The 13281-nt window shown below is 72.9% G+C and carries 10 protein-coding genes; 4 read left to right on the top strand and 6 right to left on the bottom strand.

What is annotated here, in order from left to right:
* From JKV81_RS02915 to JKV81_RS02905, 3 genes are all read right to left on the bottom strand, one after another.
* Positions 1-672 (bottom strand): phosphohexomutase domain-containing protein (locus JKV81_RS02915; RefSeq protein ID WP_505016563.1); only part of this gene is annotated, 672 nt, incomplete at its 3' end.
* A 61-nt stretch (positions 673-733) separates the two neighbouring features.
* Positions 734-2350 (bottom strand): L-lactate permease, encoded by a 1617-nt coding sequence (locus tag JKV81_RS02910; RefSeq protein WP_129263746.1) that lies wholly within the window; start codon positions 2348-2350, stop codon positions 734-736.
* Between the two features lie 192 nt (positions 2351-2542).
* On the bottom strand, positions 2543-2914 hold the full coding sequence (locus JKV81_RS02905) for a DUF3499 domain-containing protein (protein ID WP_053929176.1): 372 nt from the start codon (positions 2912-2914) through the stop codon (positions 2543-2545).
* A gap of 322 nt (positions 2915-3236) precedes the next feature.
* On the opposite strand from JKV81_RS02905, the gene JKV81_RS02900 reads away from it, so the two are divergent.
* Positions 3237-3665: a metallopeptidase family protein gene (locus tag JKV81_RS02900; RefSeq protein ID WP_129263748.1), complete on the top strand. Its 429-nt coding sequence runs from the start codon at positions 3237-3239 to the stop codon at positions 3663-3665.
* Positions 3666-3678: 13 nt separating this feature from the next.
* On the opposite strand, the gene JKV81_RS02895 is transcribed toward JKV81_RS02900, so the two are convergent.
* The 3 genes from JKV81_RS02895 to JKV81_RS02885 all read right to left on the bottom strand — a co-directional run bounded on the left by JKV81_RS02895 (position 3679) and on the right by JKV81_RS02885 (position 9692).
* The gene (locus tag JKV81_RS02895) at positions 3679-5265 is read right to left on the bottom strand and encodes a DUF5719 family protein (protein WP_202074845.1); all 1587 of its coding nucleotides are present in this window, start codon (positions 5263-5265) and stop codon (positions 3679-3681) included.
* Complete coding sequence (locus JKV81_RS02890) at positions 5262-9170, bottom strand: glycosyltransferase family 2 protein (RefSeq protein ID WP_202074844.1); 3909 nt, start codon at positions 9168-9170, stop codon at positions 5262-5264. The genes JKV81_RS02895 and JKV81_RS02890 overlap by 4 nt, the downstream gene beginning before the upstream one ends.
* 258 nt (positions 9171-9428) lie before the next feature.
* Complete coding sequence (locus JKV81_RS02885) at positions 9429-9692, bottom strand: WhiB family transcriptional regulator (protein ID WP_031093859.1); 264 nt, start codon at positions 9690-9692, stop codon at positions 9429-9431.
* Positions 9693-10342: 650 nt separating this feature from the next.
* Between JKV81_RS02885 and JKV81_RS02880 the strand changes: the two genes are divergently transcribed.
* The 3 genes from JKV81_RS02880 to JKV81_RS02870 all read left to right on the top strand — a co-directional run bounded on the left by JKV81_RS02880 (position 10343) and on the right by JKV81_RS02870 (position 13266).
* On the top strand, positions 10343-10843 hold the full coding sequence (locus JKV81_RS02880) for a cysteine dioxygenase (protein WP_202074843.1): 501 nt from the start codon (positions 10343-10345) through the stop codon (positions 10841-10843).
* A 147-nt stretch (positions 10844-10990) separates the two neighbouring features.
* Positions 10991-11947: a 2-phospho-L-lactate transferase gene (gene cofD, locus JKV81_RS02875; protein ID WP_099177219.1), complete on the top strand. Its 957-nt coding sequence runs from the start codon at positions 10991-10993 to the stop codon at positions 11945-11947.
* Entirely contained in the window at positions 11944-13266 is a 1323-nt protein-coding gene (locus JKV81_RS02870; RefSeq protein WP_202074842.1) for a coenzyme F420-0:L-glutamate ligase, read from the top strand. The genes cofD and JKV81_RS02870 overlap by 4 nt, the downstream gene beginning before the upstream one ends.
* Positions 13267-13281 lie beyond the last annotated feature (15 nt).

The following is a 13281-nucleotide window of genomic DNA, read 5'->3' as shown; positions in this document are numbered from 1 at the left end:
GTTCTTCGGGTCGAGCGGGTTGGCCTCGTGGTTCGGGAAGGTGCCGTCGAGCTCGAAATACATGGGTACGAGATCGAGGGGCAGGCCCGCGAAGACGGTGGGGACGGTGTGGCCGCCCATGCCGTTGCCGGCGTCCACGACGACCTTGAGCGGCCGGATCGCCGTGAGGTCGACGAGGCCCAGGAGGTGCGCGGCGTAGTCGGTGAGGGTGTCGCGCTCGGTGACCGTGCCCGGCGTGGTGGCGTCCCCGGCGGGGAGGCCCTGCTCCGACCACTGCTCGACCAGCGTGCGGATCTCGGTCAGGCCGGTGTCCTGGCCCACGGGCGCGGCCCCGGCGCGGCACAGCTTGATGCCGTTGTACCGCGCCGGGTTGTGCGAGGCCGTGAACATCGCCCCGGGCAGGTCCAGCGCCCCGGAGGCGTAGTACAGCTGGTCCGTCGAGCAGAGCCCGATGAGGGTCACGTCGGCGCCGCGTGCCGTCGCTCCGCGGGCGAAGGCGGCGGCCAGGCCGGGCGAGGACGGCCGCATGTCGTGGCCGATGACGATCGCGTCCGCGTCGGTGACCTGGACGAAGGCGGCGCCGAACAGTTCGGCGAGCGGCTCGTCCCACTGGTCGGGCACGACTCCGCGCACGTCGTACGCCTTCACGAGCTGCGACAGGTCAGCAACCACGGCCGGTCCTCCTGGGATCTTTACGGACCGCCCAAACTACCCGCCGCCCCCGGGCCGCCCGTCAGGGGAGCATCCAGCCCAGCACCACCGTGCTCTGCGCCATCACGATCAGGCACATCACCAGCAGCAGGCCGAGGCTCCACGGCAGGACCTTGCGCAGCAGATCGCCCTCGCGTCCGGCGAGCCCGACGGCCGCGCAGGCGATCGTCAGGTTCTGCGGAGAGATCATCTTGCCCAGCACTCCCCCGGAGCTGTTGGCGGCGGCCAGGAGCACGGGCGAGAGGCCGGACTCCCGTGCGGCGGACACCTGGAGCGCGCCGAAGAGGGCGTTGGCCGAGGTGTCGGACCCGGAGACGGCGACGCCGAACCAGCCGAGCACCGGCGAGAGGAAGGCGAGTCCGGCACCCGCCGCGGCGACGGACTGGCCGATGGTGGCGGCCTGTCCGGAGAGGTTCATGACGTAGGCGAGGGCGAGCACGGACGTCACGGTGAGGATCGCGTACCGCAGTTCGTGCACGGTGGCCGCCCACTCCCGCGCCGCGGCCCCCGCCCGTACGCCGATGACGAACGCCGTGATGAGGCCCGCGAACAGGACGAGCGTGCCGCCGGTGCCGAGGAGCGGGAGGGAGAACACGTTGGCGCCCACCGGCTCGCCGTCGGGCCCCGCGACGTCGAGGAACGGCCAGTCGAAGACGCGCGTCGCCTCGGCCAGCAGCCGCTTGACGGGCGGGATCTGGGCGAGGGAGAACACCGCGACGATCAGGGCGTACGGGGCGTAGGCGCGCAGCACCTCGCGGCGCGGGTCCTCCACGTCGAGGTCCTCGCTGCGCACGCCCGTCAGCACGGCCGCGCGTACGGGCTCGTCGGCGGGCCTGCGGGCGCCGGGCAGGGCGATCAGCGCGCCCGCGCCCACCAGCGCCGCCGCGATGTCGGCGAGCTGCGCGGAGACGAAGTTGGACGCGGCGAACTGCGCGACGGCGAAGGCCACTCCGCAGACGAGTGCGGGCATCCAGGTCTCCCGCAGCCCCCGCCTGCCGTCGACCAGGAAGACCAGGATCAGCGGGACGACGAGCGCGAGCAGCGGGGTCTGGCGGCCGACGACGGTGGCGACGTCGTCCAGCGGGAGGCCGGTGACCTGGGCGAGCGTCACCACGGGTGTGCCCATGGCGCCGAAGGCGACCGGCGCGGTGTTGGCCACCAGGGAGACGACGGCGGCCTTCACGGGGTCGAAGCCGAGCGCGACGAGCATGACGGAGCAGATCGCGACGGGGGCGCCGAAGCCGGCGAGCGCCTCCAGGAGCGCGCCGAAGCAGAAGGCGATGACCAGCGCCTGGATGCGGGGGTCGTCGGAGACACGGCCGAAGGAGCGCCGCAGGATGTCGAAGTGTTGGGTGCGCACCGTCATCCGGTACACCCAGAGGGCGTTGACGACGATCCACATGATGGGGAAGAGCCCGAAGAGGACGCCCTGCGCCCCCGCGGACAGGGTCTGGCCGACGGGCATGCCGAAGGCCAGCCAGCCGACGAGCACGGCGACGGCGAGCCCGATGAGTCCGGCGAGGTGGGCCTTCATACGGACGGCGCCGAGCAGCACCAGCACGGTCACCAGCGGCAGGGATGCGACAAGAGCGGACAGACCGAGCGAATCGGCTACAGGTTCGAGTTGCTGGACAAACACACAGGCCTCCCCGGATTCCGTGATGCGGAAGCGATCTCTCACGGGTGGGGGAATGGTCGTGTCCGCGACAAGCCAGCGTCAATGCTCCGTACCGGAAAAGTTCTTGGGAGCGCGGACCGGTGAAAGGCCCGGGGAGGACAGGAGGAGGCCCGGGGAGGACAAGGGGAGGACCGGGGCGGAACCGACGAAGCGTCAGGAGTCCGGGGAGCGCAGCACCCGGAGATGACCGCGACGCGCGACCTCCACCGGGTCCGCCGCCCGGGGGCCCCGGCCGCCCTGCTGCCGGTCCTGGGGCCTGGCCGCCTCGCGCACGGCGTTGGCGAGCGCTTCGAGATCGTCACCGCTGGGGCGGGTGGGGGCCGAGGGGTCGGAGAGCCGGACGACTTCCCAGCCGCGCGGCGCGGTGAGCCGCTCGCCGTGCTCGGCGCAGAGGTCGTAGCAGTGGGGCTCGGCATAGGTGGCGAGCGGGCCGAGGACCGCGGTCGAGTCGGCATAGACGTACGTCAGTGTCGCGACGGCGGGACGGCCGCACGCGGTTCGCGAACAGCGACGTACAGGGCTCACGATGTTGGACGGTACCGCACTCTTGAGCGGGCTGCGACGACTCTCCCTCAGCTCACCCCGTCGTGTCGCCCCGCGAACCGGGCCCGCAGCGGGTCCGGCACAGCCGTTCCGACCTGCGCGGCAGCCCCTCCAGGGCCGGTGCGCGCGGGGCGGGCCGGGGTCCCAGGGCGGACACGATCGGCCGTTCGACCGAACGTCCGTGATCGGATCGAGGACCGGAATCGCACGCGATCCTGGCCGGAATGTTCATCTTGGGACACATGACGGACCGGTGGAGAAGCCGTGATCGCCCCGGCCCGAGGAGAGTTACGCTGCGTCGGTGATGGACAGTCCCGTACCGCCCCTCCCGTCCGAGCCCCGGCCCCGTCGCCGCGACCGCCATGGCCGCGGCATGCGCGGGCCGGTCGCCCCGCCGCAGGTGCCGCTGTCCCTCAGCAGGGCCGAGAGCTTCCGGGATCTCGTCCAGGACTCGGTGGAGCGGCTGGAGCGGCGCTGGCCGCAGCTGGCGGACGTCGATTTCACGGTCCTCGACGTGCCGGGCTCGCTGGAGGAGACCGTGCCGCTGGGGCGCGCGCTCTCCGCCGCGAAGGGGCGGCCCGCCCAGATCGTGGTCTACCGCCGCCCCGTCGAGATCCGCACCAAGAGCCGCGACGAGCGCGCCCTGCTGGTGCACGAGGTCGTCGTGGAGCAGGTCGCGGAGCTGCTCGGCCTCGCGCCCGAGTCGGTCGACCCGCGCTACGGGCAGGACTGAGCGGCCCGCGCCCTCAGTCGTCCAGGACCGACAGGTCCTGCTCCGCCTCGGGAACCTCGACCGTGCCCCCGTCGTCCTGCAGCGTCTGCACGGTGAACATGCCGATGCCGCCCTCGGGGATCGTGAGCGTACGGGCGGCGTGCACCGGGCCGCCCGACTCGGTCTCCACCGTCAGGGCGTAGCCGCCCTTGAGGCCGGCCGGGGCCTCGGGGGTGACCTCCAGCGTCGTGCCGCCCTTGACCGTGTACGTCTTCACGGCCGCCTCACCGCCCTCGCTGCCCGCCGACGCCGTGACCTTGACCTTGGCCGTCTTCCCCGGGGCGGTCAGGGAGAGCACCGCCCCCTTGGCACGGTTGTCGGCGACGGTCGCCCGTTCGCCCACGGGCCCGGTCGCCGGGATGAACGCGACCTCCTGCTTGGCCCCGGTGCCGCGCACCACACGCAGCGCGGCGACCACCGGGGTGCTGCTGCCGTCGGTGGGGGTCAGCCGGAGCGAGCCGGGCTCCCCGCGGGTGACGTTCTTGAGGTCGACGCTCGCGGTCATCTGCGACTTGATGTGCAGGGTGTCGTTCCCGGCCGGCGAGAACGTCCCGTTCTTGCCGAGCAGCTGCACCTTCACATCGGCGTCGTCCTCCCCGGGCGCGAACGCCACCAGCCGTACGGAGGTGGCGTCGGCCGGGATCCCGGGCAGGATCTGGGTGCCCGCCGGGTCCGCGGACGCGGCCAGCCAGTCGCTGCCCACCTCGTCCTCGGCGGCGCTCACGACCGCGCCGACGCGCCCCGACCGGGTGGTGACGTGGACGGTGACGTTCTCGGCGGCCTCGCCGGTCAGGGTCGAGATCAGCAGCGGGACGCTCGACCTCGCCGGGACGGTGATGCCCTCCCCGACGTCGGACTTGAGGGGGCCCTCGGCGCCGTACAGCTCGATGTCGGCGACGGCGGCGGTGTCGTCGGGGTTGGTGAGGTGGACGTAGTCCTGGCGGGAGGCCCCGGTGCTCGCGCCCGGGAACCAGAAGTCCGTGTCCGGGGCGGTGCAGCTGACGCCGAGCAGTCCCCGGGCCCCGCCCGCGGCGGCCGTGGTGGTCTGCTGGGTGGTCCAGCCGGGGGCGAACCTGTCGGTGGCGGTGCCGACGAGCGCGGGGGCTCCGGACTTGGAGGTCTCGGCGGTGACCGGCTTGCCGAGGTCCTTGAGGGAGACGACGGGCTTGGAGTCCGCCGCCTTCTCCTTGTCGTCGGCGTCGGTCTTCTTCTTGTCGTCGGCGTCGGCCTTGTCGTCGGCGTCGGCCTTGTCGTCGGCGTCGCCGGTCTTGCCGTCGGCCGGCTCGTCCTCGTCCGCGGGCAGGGCCTCGGCCGCCTTGAGCTCGGCGGTGCCGTCCTTCGGCCCGTCCTTCGCCGCCGGGGTGAAGGACGTGTACGTCGTCTCCGCCAGATCGGAGGTGCTCGGCGCCGGGCAGAGCAGGCTGGAACGCTCGACGGGCAGCCGGGCGGCGGCCTTCGCCTCCGTCGCACCGTCGTCGCCGGGCACGGTGAGCGCGGCGAATCCGGTGACGGCGGCGAGGGCGACGACGCCCGCGATGAGGGACAGGGGGGTGGACTTCACTCGGACTCGCCTCGCGATGCGTTGCCGTTGCCGTTGCCGTGCGGCCACGGGTCCTGGCCCGGGGTCGCGTTCTCGTCGTGCCCGTCGTGCCCGTCGTACGGGGCGGCTTCGCCGGTCCCGGTGGCGTAGGGCTGCTGCTGGGCGTAGCCGTACGGGTCGTAGGCGCCCTGCTGCTGGTACGGGTCCTGCTGCTGGTAGGGATCGGCCTGGTAGTACTGGCCGGCGTCCTGCCCGCCCTGGTACTGCTGCGCGTCCTGCCCGCCCTGGTAATGGCCGTAGTCGGCGCCCTGGTACTGCTGCGCGTCCCACTCCCCGTACTGCTGCTGCGGAACGGCCGCGTAGGTGCCGGTGCCGTCCTGCGCGTCCGGGACAGCGGCGTACGTACCCGTGCCGTCCTGGTCCGACGGGATCACCCCGTACGTGCCTGTGCCGTCCTGATCGCCCTGGACCACCCCGTACGTGCCCGTGCCGTCCTGGTCGCCCTGGACCGCGTACGGGTCGGCGTTCTGCTGTGCCGGGATGTACTCCCCCGGCGCCTGCTCCGGAACGCCCTGGGCCGCCTCGGCGTACCCGTTCGCGGCGTCCGTGCCGTCCCCGGCGTAAGCCCCCGCGTCGTCGCCCGACGCGGCCGCCTCCGCCTGGGCCGCGGCGCGCAGCCTGCGGGCCCTGCGGCCCTCCCCGGCGACCGGCTCGGCCGCGACGGCCTCGGTCTCCTCGGGCAGGTCGTCGTCGATCTCCCGGCGGCGGCCCGGCAGGGCCATCACCACCAGGACGACGCCGAGCGCCACCTGCGTCCAGACCCAGGCGGTGTGGGTGACGGGTGCGTCGTACGTGAGGTCGAGCGTGCCGCCCTCGGTGGGCAGCTCGAAGCCCTGCGCCCAGCCGTCCAGGGTCTTCGGCGTCAGCGCCCGGCCGTTCAGCGTGGCCTGCCAGCCCGGGTCGGCCGTGTCGGCGATCCGCAGAACCCGGCCGGAGTCGCCCTCGGGGATCTTGCTGTGCGCCTCGACGGCCGACGACCCGACGGGCACGGGCAGGGCGCCCGCTCCGGCGGGGATGATCGCGACCCGGGAGACCTGCCGGTCGACCCGCCACAGGGCGCTGCCGTCCAGCTGGCTGAGCCGGCTCAGGCCCGGGGTCGAGTCCAGCACCCGGCTCATCTCGCGGGGCGCCCCGTCCCGTACGAGGACGTAACGGATCGCGAAGCCGCTGAGCTGACTGCCCTGGTCGGCGCCGGAGCCCGCGACCAGGTTGGCGACGACCTTGTCGAGCTGGGCGTTGCTGCCCCCGGCCTCGGTGAGCTCGGCATCGCCCAGACGGGCGCCCGAACCGCGCACCAGGCTGTACGAGACGGCGGCGGGGGACGTGCCCCCGAGCACCAGCGTGCGCGCCTGGTCGCGGGTGCTGCTCTCCTCCGCGACGAAGGCGGGCACCTGCACGGGGTCGCGGCGCTCCACCGGACCGGCCGCGCCGCCGATCATCCAGCCCGCCGCGGCCAGCACCGGGGCGAGCCCGGCAGCCAGGGCGATCAGCGCGGCGACCGGCTGACGCCAGCCGAAGCTCAGCGCGGCGACCCGGACCCGGGCACCGTCCGCGCCGAGCAGCGCGGCGGCGAGCAGCGCGATGCCGTAGACCAGGGTGGCCGGTCCCGCCCAGGTGGAGCCGTTGGAGAGCGCGGCGAAGACCAGCGAGACCAGCGCGACGGCCCAGGCGGTGCGGATCGCGAACTGCCGCTCCCCGCGCAGCAGCGCCGCCAGCGCGGCCAGCACGATGCCCAGCAGCAGGACACCGCCCGCCGCCTTGGGGCCACCGGGGCTGATGCCGAGCAGGTCGAGGGCGGACGCCGTGCCCGCGCCGATGTCGAGCCCGGCCTCCTTCAGGAAGTCCGACGGACTGGTCAGCAGGGACAGCGACCAGGGGGCGAGGACCAGGATCGGCGTTCCGGCCGTGGCCAGGAAGCGCAGTCCGTACGCGGCGATGTCGCCCCGCCGCAGCACGAGCACCCCGATGCCGAGGACCACCGCGAGCGGCCAGACGATCGGCGTGAAGGCCATCGTGAAGGTGAGCAGCAGGGTGTACGCCCAGGTGGCGCGCCAGCTGCCGCGTGCGGTGGAGCCGTCCCCCCGCAGCCCGTGCGCGGCGACGGCCGCGCGGGCGATCAGCGGGAGCAGGACGGCCAGGACGGCCGTGCCGAGCCGCCCGGTGGCCAGTGCCCCGGTCGCGGCGGGCAGGAAGGCGTACGCGACGCTCGCCCAGGCCCGCAGGAGCCGGGACTCGATCAGCGGCCGGGAGGCGAAGTACGCGGTGAGCCCGGCCAGCGGGACCGAGCAGACGAGCAGGAGGGTCAGCGCGAAGCCCGTGGAGCCGAGGAACAGCGCCGACAGGGCGGCGATCACGCCGAGGTAGGGGGGCGCCGACTGCGTCCCGCCGGTGCCGACGGGGTGCCAGCCGTCCGCGTAACGCCCCCAGAGGTCGGAGACGTCGGCCGGGGCGGGCAGCAGGGCGCCGCCCGCGAGGGCACCGCTGCCGAGCAGACCACGGCAGGCGACCAGCGAGACGAGGAGCAGGAGCGCGAAGAGCACGGGGCCGGGCTTGCGGCCGACCTTCTTGAGCCGTGCGAACTGCTCGATCTCCAGGAAGTCCGCGTCGTCACCGCCGGGGCCCGACTCGACCGCTCCGTGCCGTGAACCGCCGGAGTCGGAGTCGGTGCGGCTGCCGAAGTTGCCCGCGACCTGTTCGACGGTGGCCCGGACCGTGGCACCGGGCGGCGGGAAGAGCGACCGCAGCTCGGCCGCGTCCACCGCCCCTCCCTTGCGCGCGCGGCGCGCGGCGAGGATCCGCCCGGGGCGCAGCAGGGTGCCGAAGAGCCCGGCGACCTCGTCGAGCGCCTGCCCGGGCACCTTGCCGACGAGATAGGCGAGGGTGCGCAGCAGGGTGCCGACGACGAGGCGGAGCAGGGCCCACGGCAGCTGTTTGCCGCGGGCGTTGACGAGCATCGTGTAGACGGCGCCGGCCTTGTCGACGCGGTGCGGGCTGGCGACGGAGCGTCCGGCGCAGTCGATCGGCCGGCGTTCCCTGGCCGAGGCCTCCGCGTGCCGCAGGACGGCGTCGGGGGCGATGAGCACCCGGTGTCCTGCCATGTGGGCGCGCCAGCAGAGGTCGACGTCGTCACGCATCAGCGGGAGCCTGCGGTCGAAGCCGCCGAGCTCCTCCCAGACGTCACGGCGCACCAGCATCCCGGCGGAGGAGACGGAGAGCACCGTACGGACCTGGTCGTGCTGGCCCTGGTCCTGCTCGCGGCGGTCGAGGCCGGTCCAGCGGCGCCCGCTGTTGGCGATGGAGACGCCGACCTCGAGGAGCTGCTTGCGGTCGTACCAGCCGCGCAGCTTGGGTCCGACGATCGCGGCGTGCCTGTCGTTGTCGACGACGCGGAGCATCTCGGCGAGCGCGTCCGGCTCGGGTGCGCTGTCGTCGTGCAGCAGCCAGAGCCACTGGACGGGTTCGCCGTGCGGGAGCTCCGGCAGGTCGTACGCGTCGTCGCGCCAGCTGCGGGTGACGGGGTCCCAGCCGCTGGGGCGCTTCAGGTACGGCAGGTCGTCCGGGGTGAGGACGCCGGCCGTGCGGGTCGCCTCCTCGACGGCGGTGCCGAAGCTCGTACGCCGCGCCAGGTGGAGGACGCGCTCGCCGCCGAGCGCCTCGGTGACCAGGCGGGCGGAGTCGTCGGCGCTGCCGGTGTCGGCGGCGACGACGTTCTGTACGGGGCGCTCCTGCCCCAGCAGTCCGGCGAGCACGTGGGGCAGCCAGCGTGCCCCGTCGTGCGAGACGAGCACGGCGGTGACGACGTGCCGGGGGAACTCAGGGGCGGCGGCGGCCGCGTTCGGCGCCGCCGAGTGGCTGTGCACGGACATCGGGGTACGGGCCCTCCGGCCGGGTCCGGAGGGGATCCCCCCCGGGGGCTGCATCGGTGTACACGCGCGCCCCGGCGGGGCGTTGGCGCGTCTCTCGGACGGGGCCCCACACTAACGGTACGGATGTCCGCCCCGCGCCGAGCGGTTGACCGGCGGGAACCCGAGGCGGCCCGGCATGCCGATGGCCTGGGGGCCGCGCCCTGCGTCACAGGGTGCGGCCCCCAGGCCATCGCCGTCCCGGCGTCCGGGTGCGCGGCGTCAGATGGCCGCCTTCTTCAGACGGCGCCGCTCGCGCTCGGAGAGACCGCCCCAGATCCCGAATCGTTCGTCGTTGTTGAGGGCGTACTCGAGGCACTCGGAGCGGACTTCGCAGGCGAGACAGACCTTCTTGGCCTCGCGGGTGGAGCCGCCCTTCTCGGGAAAGAAGGACTCGGGGTCGGTCTGGGCGCACAGCGCGCGCTCCTGCCAGCCGAGCTCCTCGTCCGCGTCCTCGACCAGCAGTTGCTGGAACAGCTCGGTCATGTGCGCCCCTCGTCTGTCTCTTGCGTCCCCGTGATGCGGCCGTTATCGATGCGGCCGAACGACACGAGTGAAATTACAAGTGTGTAGCTTCGGGCCAGTCAAGCGAAGATCTGCTATTGGCCTTGGTATTCACTCTGCGGAACCAAGCGTATGCGCTAAGTGTCCAAATCACCAAAAACCTGACATATGCCACCGTCGTCATCCAGCCGCGTTTCTCACCGTGTGAGACGAGCGAGGCGGCACCGATGTTTCGATTTGATCACCGAAGCGACCAAGATCACAGTAGGGTCACGGACTTTCAACCGCGTTTACGGACGCGGTTGATGCGCCACCTTGCCCCTGTTGTGGGTGCCAAAACCTTTCTCCATCCGGCGCAACCGGATGGGGTGAAACATTGCCGCCAAATCGGTCATTGAGTTGACAGGGGACGGACCCACCCGGTCTCCTTGACACCATGCATGCGACCGCAGTGACGTACACGACCCACACTCGTGGGTTCCGTACGGCTGTCCAGGCTCGCTGTTGCTGTTCCAGCTGTCACAGCTGTTGAGCCCTAGCGCTCCAGCTCTGATCCAGCTCTTCGTTTCATCGCATTCCGGTCTCCGCGACCCCCCGCACGCGCACCCACATGCCGAGGAACCACCGCACCCATGAACAGCGACAGCGACCTTTCGATCGCCGGCGACATCCTCGAGGTCCAGCACCTCCTCCAGCCGGCCAGCCCCCACCCCTCCACCGTGGCCGGATTCGCCGGACTCGCCCGCTCCATCGCCGCCGACCGCGACCGGTGGGCGCCGCTCGTCAGGTACGACACCACGACCCGCTGGTACCACCGGCTCCAGACGGGGCCGGGCTACGAGGTATGGCTGCTGAGCTGGGTCCCCGGCCAGGGCAGCGGCCGCCACGACCACGGCCTGTCCTCCGGCGTACTCACGGTCCTGGACGGCGAGTTGACCGAGCACACCGAGCGCGGGCCGCAGGCCCTGGACGCGGGTGCGCAGCGCGTCTTCGCCCCGGGGTACGTCCACGAGGTCGTCAACGACTCCCTGGAGCCGGCCGTCAGCCTGCACATCTACTTCCCCGGCCTGACCGACATGCCGATGCACGCCACACAGTGCGCCGCAGCCGCCGAGGACGCCGTCCCGGCCTGACCACCCCCACAATGATCAGGCTTCGCCTGACAGCCCCACCCGTCGCCCGCCACCACCCCCACATCGATCAGGCTTCGCCTGACAGTCCCACCCGTCGCCCGCCACCACCCCCACAATGATCAGGCTTCGCCTGACAGACTGTTGGGCATGCGCATTGTGGTTCTGGCCGGCGGTATCGGTGGTGCTCGTTTCCTGCGTGGCCTCAAACAGGCCGCGCCCGACGCGGACATCACGGTGATCGGCAACACCGGCGACGACATCCATCTGTTCGGACTGAAGGTCTGCCCCGACCTCGACACCGTGATGTACACCCTCGGCGGTGGCATCAACGAGGAGCAGGGCTGGGGGCGTACCGACGAGAGCTTCCGGGTCAAGGACGAGCTCGCGGCGTACGGGGTGGGGCCCGAGTGGTTCGGTCTCGGCGACCGTGACTTCGCGACCCACATCGTCCGTACGCAGATGCTCGCGGCGGGCTACCCGCTGAGCGCGGTCACCGAGGCCCTCTGCGCCCGGTGGAAGCCGGGGGTCCGGCTGATCCCGATGTCCGACGACCGTGTCGAGACGCATGTCGCGGTGGACGTCGACGGCGAGAGCAAGGCCGTCCACTTCCAGGAGTACTGGGTGAAGCTGCGCGCCTCCGTACCCGCGCAGGCCGTCGTGCCGGTGGGCGCGGAGCAGGCCAAGCCGGCACCGGGCGTGCTGGAGGCCATCGCCGAGTCCGACGTCATCGTCTTCCCGCCGTCGAACCCCGTGGTGTCCGTGGGCACCATCCTTGCCGTGCCCGGCATCCGGGAGGCGATCGCCGAGGCCGGGGTCCCGGTCGTCGGGCTCTCCCCCATCGTCGGTGACGCGCCCGTGCGCGGCATGGCCGACAAGGTGCTGGCCGCCGTGGGCGTCGAGTCCACCGCCGCGGCCGTCGCCCAGCACTACGGTTCGGGTCTGCTCGACGGCTGGCTCGTCGACAGCGTGGACGAGGGAGCGGTCGGCGAGATCGAGGCGGCGGGCATCCGCTGCCGCGCCGTCCCGCTGATGATGACGGACGTGGACGCCACCGCCGAGATGGCCCGGCAGGCCCTGGCGCTGGCCGAGGAGGTACGGGCATGAGCGGCGGGCCGGCCGGGGCCGCGCCCTCCTACCGGGTGTGGGCGCTGCCCGGGATGCCCGAGGTGCGGGAGGGCGACGACCTCGCGAAGCTGATCGCCGCCACCGAGCCGGGCCTGGTGGACGGCGACGTCCTGCTGGTCACCTCGAAGATCGTCTCCAAGGCCGAGGGCCGGATCGTCGAGGCCACCGACCGGGAGGCGGCGATCGACGCCGAGACGGTCCGCGTGGTCGCCCGGCGCGGGACGCTCAGGATCGTGGAGAACCGGCAGGGGCTCGTCATGGCCGCCGCCGGGGTCGACGCCTCGAACACCCCGGCCGGGACGGTGCTCCTGCTGCCCGAGGAACCGGACGCGTCGGCCCGGCTGATCCGGGACGGCCTGCGGGACGCGCTCGGGGTCGAGGTCGGGGTCGTCGTCACCGACACCTTCGGCCGCCCTTGGCGCAACGGCCTCACCGACGTGGCGATCGGCGCGGCCGGGGTCAGGGTCCTGGACGATCTGCGGGGCGGCACCGACGGGTACGGCAATCCGCTGAGCGCCACCGTCGTGGCCACCGCCGACGAACTGGCCTCGGCCGGTGACCTGGTGAAGGGCAAGGCGTCCGGGCTGCCGGTCGCGGTGGTGCGCGGACTCCCCCATGTGGTGGCGGACGCGTCCGGGGACGAGGGCGCCCGCGCGATGGTGCGGGTCGCGGCCGACGACATGTTCCGGCTGGGTACGTCCGAGGCGGTGCGGGAAGCGCTGAACCTCCGGCGCACGGTGCGGGAGTTCACCGACGAACCGGTCGACCCCGGCGCCGTACGACGGGCGGTGGCGGCGGCCGTGACGGCTCCGGCTCCCCACCACACCACCCCGTGGAGGTTCGTCCTGCTGGAGTCGGAGGAGTCGCGACACCGGCTGCTGGACGCCATGCGGGACGCGTGGATCGCCGATCTGCGGCGCGACGGCCGCAGCGAGGAGTCGGTCGCCAAGCGGGTCCGGCGGGGCGACGTCCTGCGCAACGCGCCGTATCTGGCGGTGCCGTGCCTCGTGATGGACGGCTCGCACCACTACGGGGACGAGCGCCGGGACACCGCGGAGCGCGAGATGTTCGTGGTCGCGGCCGGTGCGGGCGTGCAGAACTTCCTGGTGGCGCTCGCGGGTGAGCGGCTCGGTTCGGCGTGGGTGTCCTCGACGATGTTCTGCCGGTCCGTGGTCCGTGAGGTGCTGGACCTGCCGGAGTCCTGGGACCCGCTGGGCGCGGTGGCCGTGGGACACCCGAAGGGGACTCCTCCGCCGCGGCCCGCCCGGGACGCGGGCGCCTTCATCGCGGTGCGCTGAGGCGGGCCCCGCGGC

The sequence above is a fragment of the Streptomyces silvae genome, assembly GCF_016745505.1.
Taxonomy (GTDB): Bacteria; Actinomycetota; Actinomycetes; order Streptomycetales; family Streptomycetaceae; genus Streptomyces; species Streptomyces silvae.
This window is presented reverse-complemented; position numbering and strand designations above follow the sequence as displayed.